The sequence below is a fragment of the Gluconobacter aidae genome (assembly GCF_009547075.1).
Classification (GTDB): Bacteria; Pseudomonadota; Alphaproteobacteria; order Acetobacterales; family Acetobacteraceae; genus Gluconobacter; species Gluconobacter aidae.
This window is the reverse complement of the sequence record NZ_WIPH01000003.1, coordinates 64,970-83,469: the sequence shown is the minus strand read 5'-3', so window position 1 is coordinate 83,469 and position 18,500 is coordinate 64,970. Positions and strand designations below refer to the sequence as shown.

Annotated in this window: 20 protein-coding genes; 13 read left to right on the top strand and 7 right to left on the bottom strand. The window is 63.5% G+C overall.

The features are described 5' to 3' along the window. Positions 1-14: 14 nt before the first annotated feature. From GFJ39_RS02595 to GFJ39_RS02585, 3 genes are all read left to right on the top strand, one after another. Entirely contained in the window at positions 15-362 is a 348-nt protein-coding gene (locus GFJ39_RS02595; RefSeq protein ID WP_228391749.1) for a hypothetical protein, read from the top strand. 43 nt (positions 363-405) lie between these two features. Then, positions 406-1,134: an SIMPL domain-containing protein gene (locus GFJ39_RS02590; RefSeq protein ID WP_153429523.1), complete on the top strand. Its 729-nt coding sequence runs from the start codon at positions 406-408 to the stop codon at positions 1,132-1,134. A 118-nt stretch (positions 1,135-1,252) separates the two neighbouring features. Continuing rightward, positions 1,253-2,767 (top strand): tetratricopeptide repeat protein, encoded by a 1,515-nt coding sequence (locus GFJ39_RS02585; protein ID WP_153429520.1) that lies wholly within the window; start codon positions 1,253-1,255, stop codon positions 2,765-2,767. Positions 2,768-2,840: 73 nt separating this feature from the next. Here GFJ39_RS02585 and infC read toward each other — a convergent pair whose 3' ends face one another. The 5 genes from infC to GFJ39_RS02560 form a co-directional block, all read right to left on the bottom strand. After that, positions 2,841-3,362, bottom strand: coding sequence for a translation initiation factor IF-3 (gene infC / locus GFJ39_RS02580; protein ID WP_011252394.1), 522 nt, complete (start codon positions 3,360-3,362; stop codon positions 2,841-2,843). 153 nt (positions 3,363-3,515) lie between these two features. Next, positions 3,516-5,453, bottom strand: coding sequence for a threonine--tRNA ligase (gene thrS, locus GFJ39_RS02575; RefSeq protein ID WP_153429519.1), 1,938 nt, complete (start codon positions 5,451-5,453; stop codon positions 3,516-3,518). Between the two features lie 113 nt (positions 5,454-5,566). After that, a complete protein-coding gene (locus tag GFJ39_RS02570; protein ID WP_153429517.1) occupies positions 5,567-6,622 on the bottom strand; it encodes a glycosyltransferase family 2 protein in 1,056 nt (351 codons plus the stop codon). Beyond that, positions 6,619-7,539 carry a glycosyltransferase family 9 protein gene (locus tag GFJ39_RS02565; protein WP_153429515.1) on the bottom strand — a complete coding sequence of 307 codons (921 nt, stop codon included), beginning with the start codon at positions 7,537-7,539 and terminating at the stop codon, positions 6,619-6,621. The genes GFJ39_RS02570 and GFJ39_RS02565 overlap by 4 nt, the downstream gene beginning before the upstream one ends. 113 nt (positions 7,540-7,652) lie before the next feature. Beyond that, positions 7,653-8,333 (bottom strand): nucleotide exchange factor GrpE, encoded by a 681-nt coding sequence (locus tag GFJ39_RS02560; protein WP_194285263.1) that lies wholly within the window; start codon positions 8,331-8,333, stop codon positions 7,653-7,655. 162 nt (positions 8,334-8,495) lie between these two features. Between GFJ39_RS02560 and GFJ39_RS02555 the strand changes: the two genes are divergently transcribed. Both GFJ39_RS02555 and GFJ39_RS02550 read left to right on the top strand, forming a co-directional pair. Continuing rightward, positions 8,496-9,266, top strand: coding sequence for a response regulator transcription factor (locus GFJ39_RS02555; RefSeq protein WP_153429511.1), 771 nt, complete (start codon positions 8,496-8,498; stop codon positions 9,264-9,266). A gap of 6 nt (positions 9,267-9,272) precedes the next feature. Further along, positions 9,273-11,111, top strand: coding sequence for a stimulus-sensing domain-containing protein (locus GFJ39_RS02550; protein WP_325062798.1), 1,839 nt, complete (start codon positions 9,273-9,275; stop codon positions 11,109-11,111). A gap of 134 nt (positions 11,112-11,245) precedes the next feature. Here the strand turns inward: GFJ39_RS02550 and GFJ39_RS02545 are convergent, their stop codons facing one another. Continuing rightward, positions 11,246-11,653, bottom strand: a complete 408-nt coding sequence (locus GFJ39_RS02545) for a UrcA family protein (protein ID WP_153429509.1) — start codon at positions 11,651-11,653, stop codon at positions 11,246-11,248. Positions 11,654-11,822: 169 nt separating this feature from the next. Then, positions 11,823-12,194: an endoribonuclease L-PSP gene (locus tag GFJ39_RS02540; RefSeq protein WP_228391748.1), complete on the bottom strand. Its 372-nt coding sequence runs from the start codon at positions 12,192-12,194 to the stop codon at positions 11,823-11,825. A gap of 69 nt (positions 12,195-12,263) precedes the next feature. Between GFJ39_RS02540 and GFJ39_RS02535 the strand changes: the two genes are divergently transcribed. From GFJ39_RS02535 to GFJ39_RS02500, 8 genes are read left to right on the top strand one after another with little or no spacing between them, the layout of a single operon-like run. Further along, positions 12,264-12,725, top strand: coding sequence for an HPr kinase/phosphorylase (locus GFJ39_RS02535; RefSeq protein ID WP_153429507.1), 462 nt, complete (start codon positions 12,264-12,266; stop codon positions 12,723-12,725). Between the two features lie 49 nt (positions 12,726-12,774). Next, the gene (rapZ, locus tag GFJ39_RS02530) at positions 12,775-13,740 is read left to right on the top strand and encodes an RNase adapter RapZ (RefSeq protein ID WP_153429505.1); all 966 of its coding nucleotides are present in this window, start codon (positions 12,775-12,777) and stop codon (positions 13,738-13,740) included. After that, on the top strand, positions 13,737-14,177 hold the full coding sequence (locus tag GFJ39_RS02525; protein WP_153429503.1) for a PTS sugar transporter subunit IIA: 441 nt from the start codon (positions 13,737-13,739) through the stop codon (positions 14,175-14,177). The genes rapZ and GFJ39_RS02525 overlap by 4 nt, the downstream gene beginning before the upstream one ends. A gap of 14 nt (positions 14,178-14,191) precedes the next feature. Then, positions 14,192-14,491 (top strand): HPr family phosphocarrier protein, encoded by a 300-nt coding sequence (locus GFJ39_RS02520; RefSeq protein WP_153429501.1) that lies wholly within the window; start codon positions 14,192-14,194, stop codon positions 14,489-14,491. Then, a complete protein-coding gene (gene ptsP / locus GFJ39_RS02515) occupies positions 14,484-16,355 on the top strand; it encodes a phosphoenolpyruvate--protein phosphotransferase (RefSeq protein WP_325062797.1) in 1,872 nt (623 codons plus the stop codon). Before GFJ39_RS02520 ends, ptsP begins: the two co-directional genes overlap by 8 nt. 57 nt (positions 16,356-16,412) lie before the next feature. After that, positions 16,413-16,967, top strand: a complete 555-nt coding sequence (locus GFJ39_RS02510; RefSeq protein ID WP_153429497.1) for a Fur family transcriptional regulator — start codon at positions 16,413-16,415, stop codon at positions 16,965-16,967. Positions 16,968-16,973: 6 nt separating this feature from the next. Continuing rightward, complete coding sequence (locus GFJ39_RS02505; protein ID WP_153429495.1) at positions 16,974-17,426, top strand: hypothetical protein; 453 nt, start codon at positions 16,974-16,976, stop codon at positions 17,424-17,426. 20 nt (positions 17,427-17,446) lie between these two features. Beyond that, positions 17,447-18,466, top strand: a complete 1,020-nt coding sequence (locus tag GFJ39_RS02500; RefSeq protein ID WP_153429493.1) for an asparaginase — start codon at positions 17,447-17,449, stop codon at positions 18,464-18,466. Positions 18,467-18,500: the final 34 nt, after the last annotated feature.

Genomic DNA, 18,500 nt, shown 5'->3' with positions numbered 1-18,500 from the left:
GGGCTATACAATCCATGATGCGCTTCTCCCTGCCTTCACTGACCGTTCTTCCGGCCTTCTGTCTGCTCGGCTGTCTGGCCGCATCACCCGCTTTGCGGCCCGTGCAGCACCAGCCGCCGGGATATTCGGACGATGCCATCCCGGTGACGTCCGAAAACGCGGAATACTGCGGTCGACTGCGCAAAAACGTGGACACCCGGCTGGCCGCTCCTCCCGCAGCCATTCCTCTGGGGATCATGGAAGACGCCCGCCATCTGCGCGCGCAGGGAGATCTTCTGTGCACGCAGGGCCATGTCCGCGCGGGGATCGAACGCCTGCGCCGGGCGTTAGTCCTGCTGAAACACGCTCCGGAACCGCGCTGACGGCATTTCGGACGTTCCCGACCCCTGTCACCAGGAAGATCCGATGATCCGTTTTTCCCTGACCCGGCCTGTTCCACTTCTGGTGGCTGCTCTGGCCTTTTCTCCCCTCGTCCTGTCCGGAACAGGCGTATTTTCCACCGCACAGGCAGCCGACATGCAGCAGAATACGACCCAGCTCGATTTCAGCGTCATGGGGCAGGCCCATGCGATCCCAACGGAGCTGACGGTCCGCCTTTCCGTCCGCTCCGACAGCCCGTCCGCCGCTGCGGCCCAGAAGGACGTGAACACCCGGATGGCTGCCGCGATGAAGCTGGCGGGCGGTCAGGATGGAATCGTGGCGAAGGCGGGGGGGTACTCCATCTATGAAAACACGCCTGAACATGGCCCCAAAAGCTGGACGGCCCGGCAGGAGCTTGAACTCAGCGGACAGGATTCCGTGCGGCTTCTCGGTCTGGCCGGGCAGCTTCAGTCACAGTCCCTGATGCTGGAAGGTCTTGACTGGTCGCTCGACGATGCCACCCGCGACCGCCTGCTTCATGAAGCCCGCACGGAAGCCCTCAAAAAGGTCCGCCCACAGGCCGAACAGAGCGCGCAGACCCTGGGCCTGCGCCTTGCACGCCTGAAGGAAGTCCGCATTTCCTATCAGGAACCGGGACCTCGCCCCGTGATGCTCATGGCGGCCCGTATGGCCGATTCCGCGCCGCCCCAGCGCAGTCCGGACGAACAGACCCTGCGCGTTAATGTCTTCGTGCAGGCCGAACTGTCGCCGTGAACCCCTGCTTGCCGGTGATCCGCAAGCTGAGAATTGAAACCATATCGGAACAGGAAAACAGAGGATTTTAAGGGTTTCTTAGGAGGCGGCCGCTAAGATGGAAAAAAAAGGAGCCTTCATGCCCAATTCGTTCCGTTTGCTGGCGCAGGATATTCTCGCTCTTGGTGATGCGGGTGATATCCCGTCTGCGCTCGAAAAGCTGCATGAAGGTACCCAGACCCTGCCTCAGGATCCGCATTCCACGTTTCTGGCGGGCTGTCTTTATGAACGTTTCCGGGACTGGCCACAGGCGCGATGCTTCTATCTCCAGAGTCTGCATCTGAATGTGCATGCCCCGAGGATCTGGCACCGTCTGGGCATCGTCTGTCTGGAAGCCGGTGATCTGGATGGCGCGGAAAGGGCACTGAAGGTGGCGATCCAGCAAAAGCCTTCGGAAGCCCCCTATTACGTCGATCTCAGTCTGGTCCAGGCCCGCGGAGGGCTGTTTGACGACGCTCTTGAGAATGCCGCGGCTGGTAATGCCCTTTTCCCCGACCATGTCCCGGCCATCAACAATATTGCCCATGCCCTCCAGTGCCTGGGCCGAAGCGAGGAGTCCCTGCCATATTATGACAGGGCCATCGCGCTGGCGCCCGAAAACGGTGTCTGTCGTTTCGGACGCGCTGTCAGCCTCCTGAAAACCGGAAATTTCGACGCCGGATGGCGGGAATATGAATGGCGCTGGCGCTGCTGCCAGACCCCGCGCACAGACCTCTCTGTCCCGCAGTGGGAAGGGGAAGACCTGAGCGGCAAGACCATTCTGGTTCATCACGAACAGGGTTACGGCGATACACTCCAGTTCATCCGCTTCGCGCCCCTCCTCAAGGAGCGCGGGGCCACGGTCGTGGTTCAGGCCCCCATCCCGCTGGTCAGGCTTCTGGAACGGGTGGAGGGGATCGATCAGATCGTCTCGGTGCTCGATCCCTCGCTGCGTCTGGACCTGCACTGCCCGATGGTCGGCCTGCCATTCCGCCTGAAGATGACGCCGTCCACAGCGCCCGGCTGTCCGTACCTGTCCGTTCCCGCCGAAGAGCAGATCAGGGAAGGGGGGGCGCTTCGCCAGAGCCTGACGGAAAACATGGCGCAGCCCGATCTGATTGTCGGCCTTGTCTGGAACGGCGACCCCCGGACGCATGATCCTGTTGCCACACAGGTCGATCGCCGGCGGAGCGTGCCTCTGGAGAAACTCGCGCCCCTGATGAAAGTGGACGGCATCCGTTTCGTCAGTTTCCAGCTCGGCATGCCCAAAAACCAGATTGCCGAAACGGGCCTGCCTGTGATCGACATAACGGACGGGATCGCGGATTTTGCTGATACGGCCGCCCGGCTTTACGGCGTGGACCTGCTTATCAGTGTCGATACGTCCATTGTCCATCTGGCTGGCGGACTCGGTCTGCCGGTCTGGATGATCTCACGCAGCGATGCCTGCTGGCGCTGGGGCGAAACCGCTACGACGACGCCCTGGTATCCGAGCATGCGGATCTTCCGCCAGCCCCGTTCGGGGGACTGGAAAACCCCGGTCGCCGAGATCGCGGACATGCTGCGGCAGTTCGTCGCGCTCTATCGGACGAATCTCGAAGCCGAGGCTGCCTGAAGGCCAAGCCATAAAAAAACCGGCCGATCCCCAAAAGGGCGGCCGGTTTTTATTTGCGGGCTGAAAGCGCCTCTTAGCGGGGTGCGATCACCATCAGCATCTGGCGGTTTTCAAGACGGGGCATCTGCTCCACCTTCGCCTTTTCCTCGACTTCCTGCCGGATACGCTCAAGCATCTTGATGCCAAGCTCCTGATGGGCCATTTCGCGGCCCTTGAAGCGCAGGGAAATCTTGACCTTGTCGCCTTCGTCAAGAAAGCTGTGAATGGCCTTGAGCTTGGTCTGGAAGTCATGCTCGCCCGTACCCGGACGGACCTTCACTTCCTTGATCTCAATGACCTTCTGCTTCTTGCGGGCTTCGTTCTTCTTCTTCTGCTGCTCATACTTGAACTTGCCGTAGTCGAGAATCTTCACGACAGGAGGAACAGCGGTCGGGCTGATTTCCAGAAGGTCGAGACCCACCGAAAAAGCGCGCATCAGGGCATCCCGGGTCGTCATTACGCCCTGCATTTCGCCTTCTTCGTCAATCAGACGAACCTGCGGAACACGGATTTCCTCGTTGACGCGCGGTCCTTCACGGGTGGGCGCGGCCTGCATCGGCGGTCTAGCTATGGTCAGCTCCTGTCATCAGTTTCGTTCGGGTCCGGTAGCCAGCATCCGCCTTCACGAAGAAAGGCGGGATACGGCCATTCCCGATCCCGTTCCTTCAGCACATAGTCCTGCCTTACGCCCGGTGCAAGGGGATTACGTTCAATCCTTTGCAAAGCGCGCGATGTCAGGGGCCTGAGCCTCTTTCTTAAGGGCCGCAACGGCGTCGTCGAGGGACAGGATCTCCTGCGCCGCGCCGCCCAGACGCCGCATGGCGACCTTGCGCTCCTCGGCTTCGCGACGACCCACCACAAGGATGACCGGAACGCGCGCTAGGCTGTGTTCGCGGATCTTGGCGTTGATCTTGTCGCTGCGGGTGTCGGTCTCCACCTGGAGTCCCGCAGCCTTGAGCGTCGCCGCCACTTCGTTGGCATAATCGCCGGCATCGGAGACGATGGACGCCACGACAACCTGCGTCGGCGCCAGCCAGAGCGGGAACTTGCCGGCATACTGCTCGATCAGGATGCCGATGAAGCGCTCGAAACTGCCGAGAATCGCGCGATGCAGCATGACCGGGCGATGACGGTTGCTGTCCTCGCCGATATAGGACGCATCCAGACGCTCCGGCAGAACGTAATCCACCTGAAGCGTGCCGCACTGCCAGTCACGGCCGATGGCATCGGTCAGCACGAATTCGAGCTTCGGACCGTAGAACGCGCCTTCGCCCGGATTGTACTCGTACTCAACGCCCGCGATCTCGCAGGCCTTCTTGAGCGAGCCTTCCGCCCGGTCCCAGACTTCGTCCGAGCCTGCCCGCGTTTCCGGACGGTCCGAGAATTTCACGCGGAAGCTCTCGAATCCGAGATCCGTATAAACTTCGGCCAGCATCTTCACGAACTTCGCGGTCTCGTCCGCGATCTGGTCATCCGTGCAGAAAATATGGGCGTCGTCCTGCGTGAAGCCGCGCACACGCATGATGCCGTGCAGCGCGCCCGACGGCTCGTAACGGTGACATGCGCCGAACTCCGCCATCCGCAGCGGCAGTTCACGATAGGAGCGCAGGCCATGACGGAAGATCTGCACATGGCACGGGCAGTTCATGGGCTTGAGTGCGAGGGTCTTGTCTTCGTCCTCGACGGTCGCGATGAACATGTTCTCGCGATACTTGTCCCAGTGGCCCGAAGCTTCCCAGAGCGCACGGTCCACGAGCTGCGGGGTGCGGACTTCCTCGTAGCCATTCCGCTCCTGCGCGCGGCGCATGTAGTCCTGAAGGACCGTGTAGAGGCGCCAGCCCTTGCGGTGCCAGAAGATCTGCCCGACGGCTTCTTCCTGAATGTGGAAGAGATCCATCTCGCGCCCGATGCGGCGATGATCGCGCTTCTCGGCTTCTTCAAGACGCAGGAGATGGGCGTCCAGCTCCTTCTTGTCACGCCAGGCAGTACCGTAGATGCGGGTCAGCATGGGGTTGCGATGGTCGCCACGCCAGTAGGCCCCGGCCACGCGCATCAGCTTGAACGCCGTGCCGACATCGCCGGTGGTGCGCAGATGCGGGCCGCGGCACAGATCGAGCCACTCGCCCTGACGGTAGATCGAGATCTGCTCGTCTTCCGGCAGGTCCTGAATGAGCTGTGCCTTGAAGTCCTCGCCCTTTTCTTCAAAGAAGCGGATGGCCTCGTCACGGTCCCAGACCTCACGGACGAACGGCGTATTGGCCGCCACGATCTCGCGCATTTTCTCTTCGATGGCCGGGAAATCTTCCGGGGTGAACGGCTTCTCGCGGGAGAAATCGTAATAGAACCCGTCCTTGATGCTCGGCCCGATCGTGACCTGCGTTTCAGGCCACAGGGACTGCACGGCCTCGGCCAGAACATGCGCCGCGTCATGGCGGATCATTTCCAGCGCGTCCTCATCCTTGCGGGTGATGAACTTCACGGACGCATCGCTGCTGATTTCGGTGCCGATATCGACGGGCCTGCCGTCCACTTCCATCGCCATGGCGGCCTTGGCGAGACCCGGTCCGATGGAAGCGGCGATCGTCGTGCCCGTCACCGTCCCGTCGAATGTGCGGACGCTTCCGTCGGGGAGTGTGATGGCGGGCATGGAGATCGCTCCTGTGCGAGTGGGGACGGCAGATCGCTCTGCCGAAAAATGAACGGGTAAATGGCCTCAATCCCCGCCGCGCTGCAACCCCCAGACAGGCAGACAGTCCGTTTTCAGGTCGCTTTGTCCATCTGAAACACAAGCGGCGGGACATTGCCGGGATCGGACTGCCGGCCTTCATCCCATCCACAGGTCAGATAATGGACGAGCGGCCAGATCCCGTAATAGGTATCCTGCGCCACGTCCGGGTTGTTCCGGGCGTAGAAAACCGGATCGAACAGCCGGTATTCGTGCTGCTGCCCGTCCTCCCGTGCCCGATGCGCGAGAAAGCCGGAGGGAATGTTGAGGGGTGGATGCGGAATGGTATCGCCGGTTCCAAGCAGGATATCCGGATCAATCCCCAACTCCCGCAGGCGCTGTGCGATCACGGGAGCATAGATGTTCGGAACGGGCCGATATCCGGCGGCAAAATCCTCGGAGCCGGTTTCGAAATAGAAGCGAAGATGCGTCCCGTCCTGGGGATGCTCCAGCATCTCGCCGGTTTCCGAAGCATCCAGCTTCTGCCGGGCAAAACGACGGATTTCTTCATAGTCCGGGCGATTGTGCAGATGGAGATGCGCGAACGGCGTGCGGACGTGGCGCTCGGGATAGATGCTCCGCGGGTTGTGAAATCCGCGATCCAGACTGACGATCGTCTGCGCCCGGAACAGCCCGCGCCGCACGATCTGGGGCAGATAGTAATCCGGAGCCTCCGGCACGTTCAGCAGAAGCCGGTCCGTGATGAACGTGGCGTTTTCCTGCACCAGATAATCGAACTGCCGCCGGATGACCTCCGGATCGAGCGAAAGCTGGTCCAGAAAGACCGTCAGGAACTCGTCGCAATCCAGTGGTACGGCAAAATCGCAGGCATCGTCCGCATCCCACTGCCGGATGATCCCGGCAATGACGTCACCCTTGTGCAGGAAATCGCCGGGGGACGCATGATCCCGGACGATGTGGACCCCTTTGCCTTCATACCGCGTCTGGATGTCCAGAACCACAGGATCGGTCGAGCCGTTATCGATGACGGTCAGGTTTGAAAAACCGAAGATCGCCGCGTGCCACAGAATCCAGGGCTCCAGCAGCGTCGCCTCGTTCTTCTGCATCATGACGCAGCGGACCCGGGTCATCGGGAGAGCATTGCCTCCATGCAGGTCAGAATCCGGGATGTGGGCAGCATCGCCAGATCAGGCACCACGATCAGATCCGCCCGGCCTGCCGTGGGGGTGAGGGGAGCCGTCAGGCGCGGGTCGCTGTCATGGCCGAACAGCGTGATGCAGGGCGTGTCCATCGCGGCGGCCAGATGCATCGGGCCGGTGTCGTTCCCGATCACGATCTGCGCCCGGTCCAGTACGCCGGCCAGTTCCAGAAGCGTGGTCCGGCCCGTCAGGTCGAGGGCGGTGGGGCAGAGGCGCAGAATGTCCTGAGCCAGCGGAGCCTCGGCCTGCGTTCCCACGATGACCGGACGGATGCCTTTGGCCACGAGGGTATTGGCGATCTCGGCGAAGCGCGACGTAGGCCAGCGTTTCTGCGGGCGGTGGAATGCCGCACCCGGCACCAGAACGGCGTAGGGCGCGGTGATTTCAGGCCCATGCCCCTCAAGCCAGCGCGGAACACTGCGGGGCAGGGGCGTGACGCCGGCGTCATGAAGCTGGTCATCCAGTCGGGCCAGTGTGTGCATGTCGTTGCGCGACGGATTGCCGTGCGGATGGCAGCATCCGTCGGAAATGCCGGACCAGTTTGCGGGCTGTCCGGCGAGGCGGAAATAGGTTTTTGAACGCCCCGAGGTCTGAAGATCGAAGACCCGGTCGTAGCCGCGGAGTTTTCTGGAAAGGCGCCACAGCCCCGGCAGGTTGCCCATCGACGGACGGTCATCCGTCAGGATTTCGTCGAACCACGGCGCAGCACGGGCCAGATCCACGAAGGGCGCAGTGGTCAGGAGGGTCAGTGTGGCGTGGGGAAAAGCGGCCCGGATGGACGCGAAAGCTCCGAAGGCCTGAACGAAATCGCCCAGGGCGCCGAGCTTTATGACAAGAATGCGACTCATGGGCCGACTTTAGCAGGGTGTTGCGGAACGCCAACCATTCACGGTTGCCGTTCCGCAAAGAAATCCCGGACGTGGGATTTCGGTCCTTCGCCCCTCTGCTTGGGGGGAAAGGATCAGACCGTCTTGTCGACGCCCTGCGAAGCAGCCTGCGCCCCACCCTTGGCCACAACGACCATGGCGGGCTTCAGCAGACGGCCCTTGAGCAGCCATGCCGGCGTCCAGGACTGCATGACATGGCCCGACGGATGCTGGTCGGACGGCTGTTCTGCCATGGCCTGGTGCAGGTTGGCGTCGAACGGCTTGCCGGTCGGGTCTTCGCAGGTGATGCCGTGGCGTTCGAGAATGTTGATGAAGGACCGCTCGGTGCCTTCGATTCCCTCACGCAGCTTGGTGATGAGGACGTCCTCGCCTTCGGTCTTCGGCGGCAGGGACGCCAGGCCGCGCTGAAGGTTCTCGGCAGCCTCGACCACGTCACGGGCGAATTTCTGGATGGCGTACTGGCGCGCATCCTCGATGTCGCGCTTGGCGCGGGCGCGGATGTTCTGGCTTTCGGCCTCGGAACGGACCCAGCGGTCCTTGAGTTCCGCAACCTGTGCTTCAAGAGTCTCGATCCGGGCTTCGGGAGTCGTCTCTTCCAGCGTTTCACCGCCGGTTTCGTTCATGCCCGGTGTTTCGTGGCCCGGAGTATTGGTGCCGGAGGTCTCGACGCCCTGTTCAGGCACGTCGTGGGCCGTTTCCGGCGAGGCATTGTGGTCTGTCATGTCACGACCTTCTTTAGTGGGACGGGCCATCATGCGGCCCCGTTCTTCTTCAGGAGATAACGCTGATTGTCTCAAAGACAAGGGTTGCGCTGTCGCATAGCGACGCATCATGTCACTGAAAAGCCTATTTTCCGCCATCATGGATCATGGGTTATAGGTAAAAAGTCGCAACAGTTCTCAGCAGACGGACCCCTCATGGAGACGCCCCGAACCCCCTACGCGCCGCCCGCGCCTGCCTCGCAGCCGCTGTCCGGAGCCTCCGCAGCGCCAATCATCGCGCTGGTGGACGATGATCGGAACATTCTCGCGTCGGTCCAGATGACGCTCGAAGCCGAAGGATTCACCGTCCACACCTATACCGATGGCGAAAGCGCGCTCCAGGGCATCACCTCGCGCCCCGTCAGCCTCGCGGTTCTGGATGTGAAGATGCCGCGCATGGACGGTATGGAACTGCTCCAGCGCCTGCGTGCGCGCTCGAACCTGCCGGTGATTTTCCTGACGTCCAAGGACGAGGAACTGGACCAGCTCATGGGCCTGCGCCTGGGGGCTGATGACTACATCACCAAGCCGTTCTCCCAGCGCCTGCTGATCGAGCGCATCCGTGCCCTGCTGCGCCGTCAGGATGCCAGCCGGGCCGAGGCCACGGGCGTTGCCGCCGTCGGGTCCGCCATCGTACGCGGCCAGCTCTCGCTGGACGAGACGCGCCACCAGTGCCTGTGGGGCGGACAGGATATCGCGCTGACGGTCACGGAGTTCCTGCTGGTCAAGGCGCTCGCTTTGCGTCCGGGCATGGTGAAGTCCCGCGATCAGCTCATCGACGCCGCCTATGGCGACAACATCTATGTCGATGACCGCACGATCGACAGCCATATCAAGCGCGTCCGCAAGAAGTTCCGTCAGGTGGACGATGAGTTCAACCAGATCGAGACGCTCTACGGCATCGGCTATCGTTACCGGGACGAGTAAGCGCGCGTGGATGATGACTCCGCCTCCTTCCCGACAGGTCACGCGCTCGACGTCGACCGGCTCGAACAGGGCCGCGACCGGCGCCGTGCCGAATCGGCCCGCGCGGGGCCGGGCGAGGTCCTGCGAAGGGGCGGCGCAAAAATCCTGAAACGTCTGCGCCCCCGCCGGGCGTCGGAAATCTCCCTGTCGCGGCGACGTCTGGCCTCGCCGCTTCTGGTGCGGATCCTGCTCCTCAACGCACTGCCGCTGGCTCTTCTCGCGGTGACGCTGCTGTTTCTGGACCAGTTCCAGAACGGCCTGCTGGAAACCGACGTCAACGCCCTGCGCGAGCAGGCCCATATCTATGCCGGAGCTTTGGGGCAGTCCGCCGTCCGGGTCAGCGCCCATGCGCCCGGCCATCCGGCGCCCGGCGGCAACCTGGAGCTGGACGTCGCGCAGGCCCGCCCCCTGCTGGCCCGCCTGACCGAGCCGAGCCCCAACGCCCATGCCCTGCTGTTCGATCCGGACGGCAAGCTTGTCGTGGACAGTCGCACGGCCCCGCGTGGCAAACAGGATCATGCCGCCCCCGATCCGGCCGATGGGGGATCATGGCAGCCGCCCCGGAACAATATTCTTGAAAGTTTTTACGACTGGCTGCTGTCGCTCCTGCCGCTGACCTCCAGCGAGGAAGTGACGCTCGACACCAACGACACTGCCATGGATGGCCCGCGGGATGCCCAGCCATTCCATTCCCAGGCCGAACTGCCGCCCTTCATCCGGCGGACCAAGGATCATCAACTCGTCGTGACGGTGGTGGAGCCGGTCGTGCGCGATGGCGTGACGGTCGGCGAAATTCAGCTCACCCGCCATGCGCCGGAAGTGGACCGCACGCTGTTTGCCGTCCGCTCCTCGATCCTGTCGCTGGTTCTGGCGGCACTGGTCGTGACGGTGCTGCTGTCCTGGTATCTGTCGCTCACGATCGCCCGCCCTCTGCTGACGCTGGCGCGTGCGTCCAACGACATGCGCGAGACGGATGGCCGCAAGGACCTTGTGCCGGAGCGGCTTCTGGCCCGGCGTGACGAAATCGGCGTTCTGGCCCGTTCGCTCCGGGGCAGTGCGCTCGCGCTCTGGGCACGGATGGATGACATCGAACGATTCGCCGCCGATGTCAGCCACGAGATCAAGAACCCGCTCTCCTCCATCCGCTCGGCCATCGAGACGCTTCCGCGCATCCAGATCGCGGATCGGCGCGAGCGGCTCCTTGGCATCATCAACAGCGATGTCAAACGGCTCGACCGTCTGATCACGGACATTTCCGACGCCAGCCGTATCGACGCGGAACTTTCCCGCGTGCGCCCCGAACCTGTCTCGGTCGTGGCCCTTCTGTCCATCCTTGCGGAAATGCATCAGACAACGCGCCGGGACGATGATCCCGTGCTCCGGCTGGATGTCCGCGATCAGGACCCGCCGCTGAAGGCGCTGGCCGTGGAAGATCGTCTGGTGCAGGTCCTGCGCAATCTGATCGGCAACGCGGTGTCGTTCTCGCCGCCAAAGGGCGTCATCGCCCTGCATGCCAGCGCGCGCGATATTGCCGGGGAAGGACCCGGGACCGGCAGCGTGGTTGAAATTACCATCACCGATCAGGGCCCCGGCATTCCGCCCGGAAAGCTCGACAGCATTTTCGACCGTTTCTATTCAGAGCGGCCCCAGACCGAGAACTTCGGCCAGCATTCCGGACTCGGCCTCGCGATCAGCCGGCAGATCATTCACGCCCTGCGCGGCAGTCTGTTCGCCGAGAACCGGATGGATGCGTCCGGGGCGATCCGCGGTGCCTGTTTCGTGGTGCGGCTGCCCCGCGCGTCCTGAGGCTGACAGCCGGGCCGGGTCCTGAACGGTGATGGCCGGCCCTGAGGACAGCCCGTCGATCACGCCCGGCACGAGCGTTGCCGCAAAAGGCAGCGCCAGGACCAGCAGCTGGAGAAGATGTCGGGCCATGGCCGTTACTTCCTGGCGGACAGGGCGAGGAAGACATGTCCGTTCCGGCGGCTGGCCCGCTGCCGGTCGCGCAGGTCATACAGACTGGTCCGGGCATCGGAGAGAGCGTCCTGTTCGCAGTCGTTCACGTCGGTTGCGAGCAGCCAGTCCTCTTCCTGAAGCTGATGGCAGACGGCGTGGGAGGCTTTGGTGACCTGCTGCGTCGCCGTTTCCCAGTCCTTCCGGGACGTGAGATCCAGCGAAGAGAGATCGACTGTCATGCTGACCCTGCCAGTGTTGGCAGGTGTGGTGCTGGCAGGCATGGTGCTGGCTGAAGGGGTCCCGGCCTGTGTCGGGATAGCCCGAGCGGCCTGAAGTGGCAGGACAATGCTGGCAGACAGGGCGCAGATCAGAAGGGAAGAAAAGCGGATCATGGCATGAAGCTCCTGAAGAGGAATCCGACGCTCGTGGCGTCTGGAAATCTTCAATGCATGAAGCGTGCCAGTTTCTGTTTTCCGTGCCTTAAATCCGTTCGGAAACGCTTCCTGAAGCCCTAAAACCGTAAAAACGGTCCGTTACGCCACAAAGTGGCGTATTTTGCTGTTATTTATTCGGGGTGGCGGTCAGGCTGAGGGCGATGCGCTGCTCGGGCAGGGGAAAGCCCTGCACGATCCGCAGGGTCAGCGCGGGTTTTGCCGCGGCCAGGGCCTCGTTCAGGGCGGCCTGACACTGGGCGAAGGTCTGGCCTTCGCGAATCATGGCGGCGACGTGCCGGGTATGGCCCAGGGTCAGGCCATGATCGGCCAGAGCTTCGGAAATGGCGGAAACTGCGGCCTGACATTCATCCGACAGCCGGCCGGGACGGTCTCCGTCCGGACCGAAGCCACTGAAATCGGTGCAGGTGACTTCGTCTCCATATACGGTGACGGTCTGGTGAGGGAAGGATGCGCCCATGGGTTCGTGGTCCTGCTCCATGTCAGGGATCCGTCATGCCCCTGTCAGACCCAAGGTCTTAGTCCGCTCCCGTGGAGGTCGCAATCCATCATGTCCGTCCTGTCGTTTCTGCCTGAAGGATCGGTCCATGCCTGCTGTGTGGCGTGGAACGGGGAAGGCGTGCTGATTTCCGGTCCCCCCGGTTCGGGGAAATCCGAACTGGCCCTGCGGCTGATGGATGCGGGTTTCGATCTCGTGGCGGATGACCGGGTCCTGCTGGACGGCGCCGTGGCGTCCGCCCCCGAACGCCTTGCGGGGCTGATCGAGGTTCGGGGGGTTGGAGTCCTTAGGACATCTTTTGTCACAAATGCGAGGGTGCGGCTGCGGGTCTGTCTGGGCGAGGGACAGCCCCGTCTGCCGGAGCCTTGCCGGGACCCGTGGACGGGAGCGGTCATGCTGCGTCTGGAGCCCGGTTTTCCGGGAACGGTGGCGCGGATCAGGGCGGCCCTGATGGCCTGCTGCGGCACCTATGAATGGGTTGCCGGGGCGGGCGAAAATGTTGCGGAAACGTGAAGGTGCGAAATAGTTCCGCACAAAGGGAAAAACGGCTAGAGTGTGGCGCATGGCATCGGCGAACCATCCCGAGTCTGGCTCCATATCCGGATATGATCATGGTTCCCGCCGGATCCTGATCGTGACGGGTCTGTCCGGAGCGGGAAAATCATCCATATTGCGGGTTCTGGAAGATCTGGGTCATGAGGTCGTGGACAACCCACCCCTGAACCTGATCCAGGCGCTCGCCTCACGGGCCGGGCAGAATCTGGCCATCGGGATCGACGTCCGCAGTCGCGGGTTCGAGGCATCCCGCGTGCTGGAAGAACTCGAACGCCTCCGACTGCTGCCGGACTGCTCGGTCCAGCTCCTTTACGCCACGGCCGAGCCCGAAATCCTTCTGCGTCGCTTCACCGCCACGCGCCGCCGCCATCCGCTGGTGTCCAGCGGCACCATTCTTCCCGGAATCGAACAGGAAACCGCCCTTCTGGCCCCGCTGCGGGCCAATGCGGATCTCGTCATCGACACGTCCGACCTGCCATCGCCGGAACTGCGGCAACTGATCGAGACGCGCTTTGGCAGTACGGGCGGGGAAGGGCTGACGGTTGCGTTGATGTCCTTTGCCTATCCATCCGGTCTGCCCCGCGAGGCGGACATGGTTTTTGATGCACGCTTTTTGCGCAACCCCCATTATGATCCCGCGCTTCAGCCCATGACCGGGCTGGACGAGGCGGTGGTGCAGTATGTGAAGTCGGACCCGGCCTATCCCGCATTTTTCGGCCATATCCAGAGTCTGCTGGAGCTTGTGCTCCCCCGTTTCGTCGCGGAAGGCAAGAAATACGCCACCATTGCCGTCGGGTGCAGTGGCGGTCGTCATCGTTCGGTGACGATCGTTGAAGAACTCGCCCGTATTCTCCCGAAAACCGTACCGGTCGGACCGATGATGGTCCTGCACCGCGAACTCGCCCGCAAGGGTCTGGCGTCCTGGCGCTGGGCCGTTCCACCCCAGGATCCCTCACAGGACACAACGGTATGATCGGACTGATGCTGGTAACGCACGGGCGCCTCGGGGACGTCCTTCTGGAAACGCTGGTGCATGTCGTGGGGCCCCAGACACAGGTTGGCGTGGTGGGCGTGGCGGATGATGATGATCCGGCGATGCTCCGTCCCGCTGCCGAGCGTCTTCTTCAGAAGCTCGACACCGGGGACGGCGTGCTGGTGCTGACGGATATTTTCGGAAGTTCGCCGTCCAATCTGGCGCTCTCCCTGCGGGAGCCGGGTCATGTCGAGGTCGTGTCGGGCGTGAATGTGCCCATGCTGGTCAAGCTGGCGAAAACGCGGCGGGATCTGGACCTTGCAGGCTGCGTGGAAAAGGCCACAATGGCCGGGCGGAAGTATATCGCCGTGGCGTCACAGCTTCCCGCCCCCTGTCTCCATGGCGGGCCTCGTGCCTGTACGCTGCCGGTTCATTGAATTGAGTTCACTGAATGAGCGACACGACCCTTTCTTCCGGTACAGTTGCCCCCCGCACCGTCACCATCGTCAATCATCTGGGCCTTCATGCCCGTCCCGCCGCCAAGATCGTCACCACGGCCGAGCGTTTTGACGCCGAGACCACGATCGCCCATGGCACCAATGTCGTCTCCGCCCTGTCGATCATGGGGCTGATGATGCTGGGCGCGGGAGAAGGGCAGGACGTCACGCTGCGCGCCCATGGCCCGCAGGCCGCTGAAGCGCTCGATGCGCTGGCGGCCCTGATCGCGGACGGGTTTGGCGAGCGTGACTGAAGCCTCAGGGCGACCGATCCGCAGCCGTTCCGTCCGCTCTTCCCGCCGCGGCCTGCGCTCCGGGGTTTTCCTTCAGGGCAAGGCGATCACGCCGGGCATGGCGCTTGGCCCCGCCGGGCGTGTCGAGGAACTCCCCCTTCCCGATATCACCGAGCGCTACAGCGCGATCGGGCCGGAAGCCGAGGGCGTCCGGCTGGATGAGGCGATCGCGCGCGCATTCCACCAGATCGAAAAGATGCGGGACCGGCTGGTTGGGCTGCCGGAAGAGGGCCGCGAGGAAATCGCCTCCCTTCTGATGGTCTATGAGCGGATGCTCGGCCCGTCACGACTGGTACGTCAGGTACGGGAACGGATCGCTGATGAGGGGCTGTGCGCCGAGGCCGCCGTTTCGGAAGTCACGCGGGAACTGGCGTTGCAGGTCTCGCGCATGGCCGAGGCCGTGGCGCGCGAGAACAACACGCAGGAAGCCGATGCCAATCTGCGTCTGGCGGGTGAGTTCGAGGAGATCGGCCGCCGCCTCGTGCGGAACCTGACCGGCATTTCCTATCGTGCGTTTTCCAGCCTGCCGCCCGGCTCCGTTCTGGTGGCCGAGCAGCTCCGTCCGGCGGATGTCGCCATGATCGACCCGGCCCGGATCGCGGCGGTGGTGACGCAGGGCGGTGGTGGGGCCGATCACACGGCCATTCTGCTGCGCGCGCTCGACATTCCCGCCATCCTTGCCGTGCCGAACCTCATGGCGCAGGTGCAGGAAGGCGAGATGGTGGTCGTGGACGGGCATCTGGGCACCGTCACGCTTTCCCCCAACGAGACCGAACTGCGTCTGGCGGCGGAATCCGCGCAGCGCGAAGTCAGGGAAAAGCGGGCTTTCGGGCGCCTCAAGCGCCTGCCGGCCCAGCTTCAGAGCGGCGAGGACATCGAGCTTTCCGCCAATCTGGAACTGCCGGCGGAACTGCCGATGCTGATGCGCAATGGCGCCAAGGGCATCGGCCTGCTGCGCAGCGAGTTCCTGTTCGGCGAACGCGAGGACCTGCCCGACGAAGACGGCCAGACCGACGCCTATCGCGCCATCGTCCAGGCCATGGACGGGCGTCCCGTGACAATCCGTGTGCTGGACTGGGGCGGTGAGAAGGGTCGTGCCTGCATGCGCAGGCTGGGTCTGGCGGAGCAGGTGGCGGATGGCGACAATCCCGCGCTGGGTCTGCGGGGCGTGCGTTTGCTGCTCCGGGTGCCGGAGGTGCTGGAGACGCAGTTCGCGGCCATTCTGCGGGCCGCCGAGCCTGAAGCGGGCACGGCCATCGGGCCGGTGCGGATCCTGCTGCCGATGGTCACGTCGTCGGACGAAATCGTGGATGCGCGCGAGATTTATGACCGCGTCGTGCGCCGCCTCAAGCGCAAGGGACACACGCTCCCCGATCCGCTGCCCCCGCTTGGGATCATGGTCGAGACGCCAGCCGCGGCCCTCACGGTGGATACGCTGGCCCGACACGCCGATTTCATGGCGCTCGGCACCAATGACCTGACGATGTACACGCTCGCCGTGGACCGTGCGGATTCCATGGTGGCGGACCGCTACAGCCCGCTCCATCCCGGTGTGCTGCGGCTGATTGAGGCGGCTGCGGATTCGGCGCTGCGGGCGCGTCGTCCGATCTCGGTCTGCGGAGAGATGGCGTCCGATCCACGTGTCGTGGCGCTGCTGATCGGCCTGGGTCTGCGGTCCTTTTCCATGAACTCCGCGTCTCTGCCGCGCGTGAAACGCCTGATCCGCACTCTCACGCTCGAAGAGTGCGACCAGCTCCGGCGGCAGGTCATGCTGGAAACCGACCCGGTCGTGATCTGTGACCTGGTGCGGCAGTTCGCAACCTGACGCTGTTTGCGCACGGGTCTCTCGGCAAAGGGCGACGGGGATGCCATATTAAGACCTATGCCGGATTCTTCTGCCCCTGCTGATGTGCTGACTTTTTCGCCCGAGGTCACTCAACGCCTCGACCATACGGCTGACTGGTGCCAGCGTCACGGACAGCGTCTGACGGAAACCCGCCGTCTGGTGCTGGGTCTGATCCTGTCGAGCGAAAAGCCCTCCGGCGCCTATGACCTTCTGGCCAGACTGCGCCCCGCCCATCCGAAAGCCGCGCCGCCCACGGTTTACCGCGCGCTGGAGTTTCTGCTGGAGAACAGCCTGATCCATCGTCTGGAGCGGCTGAGTGCCTTTGTCGGCTGTTCGCATGCCGTGGAATGTCCGCATGGTTGCGACCATCATGACGCATCCGGGATGCACCGCGCGCAGTTCCTGATCTGTCGCGGCTGCGATCGCGCCTGGGAACTGGAGCAGGAAGCGATTGCCCCGGTTCTGACCCGCGCGGCGCAGAGCATGGGGTTTCGCGCCGAGGCCGCGACCGTTGAAATCGAAGGCCTGTGCGCGGCCTGCCAGAAGGCCGGTGTCACGCCGGTGCGGCGTCCGAAAACCACAGCGGGCTGAGACATCATGGGCCGCCGTTCCCCGTTGCCGGCGTTCCTGTTTGAAAAACTGCCGAAGTATCGCCGTCACCGACCGGCCAGCGTTCAGCCCCGTGGTGCCGCGCCGGTGGTGGAACAGCCGGATCTTCTGGGCTGGATCCCGCCGCTCACCCATCTGGCTGCGACGGAGGTCGAAGCCTGTTTTCTGAATCCCGCCGGGTTCTGTCCCCCTGCGGGAGAGGCGTTCCTGTATCATCTGACGGATGCCGGAACCGCCCGAAGTCTCGTGGAAACCGCCCTGCCACTGGCGGACAGTCTCATGTTCCGCACGGCCAAGCATCTGGCGGAAGACCTCGCGGATGTTTCGGCAGTCGGGGAAATGGGCATCGTGCGCGTCCGGCGTCGTCTGATCCAGCCCTGGCTGACGGCGGATCGTCAGGATGGCCGTCCGTGCTATGTGCTCGGTCCGGAAATATCATGAGAGGCAGGGAGCGTAATTCTATGGTAGCACAATCGGGCCTTCTGGCCGAGGTCACGCGCGGTGGACGTGTGGAATCCCATCATCTGGGCCGGGCCGTGGTCGTGGATGCCGATGGTGGGGTGGTCTGGTCCTGCGGGGATGTGGACGCTGCCGTCTTCCCGCGTTCGACCGTCAAATCCCTGCTGGCGATCGAACTGGTGGAGAGTGGCGCTGCCGACCGTCTCGGCTTGACCCCGGATGCGCTGGCACTCGCCTGCGCCTCGCACGGTGGTGAGAAGGCCCATGCCGAAATGGCCTCCACGATGCTCGCCGCTGTTGGTCGCGATGCGACGGCGCTGGAATGCGGGACGCACTGGCCCACCTATGAACCGGCCGGTCGCGCTCTGGCCGCCGCGCATCAGGATGCCTGCCCGCTGCACAACAACTGCTCGGGCAAGCACGCGGGCATGGTGTGCCTGTCCTGCGATCAGGGCGTCGATCCGACCGGCTATATCGACCCATCCCACGAGATCCAGCGCCGCGTGACGGATGTGCTGGCCGCCATGATGGACACGCCGCATGACGACGCCAATCGGGGTATGGATGGCTGTTCGATGCCGACCTATGCGGTTCCGCTGAAGGCCCTTGCGAAAGGTTTTGCAAGATTTGGCGCGGGAACCGGACTGTCCGAAGGGCGTTTCCGTGCGGCCACACGTCTTCGTGAGGCCGTGGCGGCCAATCCGTTCATGATCGCGGGGACAGGGCGCTATGACACGAAAATCATGGACCGGTTCGGTACGCGGGCCTTCGTGAAGATGGGCGCGGAAGGCGTGATGATCGCGTCCCTGCCGGAACTGGGTCTTGGACTGGCGATCAAGACTGATGACGGCGCCAACCGCGCCGCGGAAGTCGCCATGTCTGTCCTGATGCGTCGCTTCGGTGGCGAGACCCTGTGCCGGAACGACGCGGACCGCGACATTCTCGATGCAACCGCCGTGCAGACCATGCGGAACTGGAACGGGTTCACGATCGGCGAAATTCGCAGCGCCCTGCCGCTGTAAACGGTTTTGTGTTATAGGTTACGGATATGACATC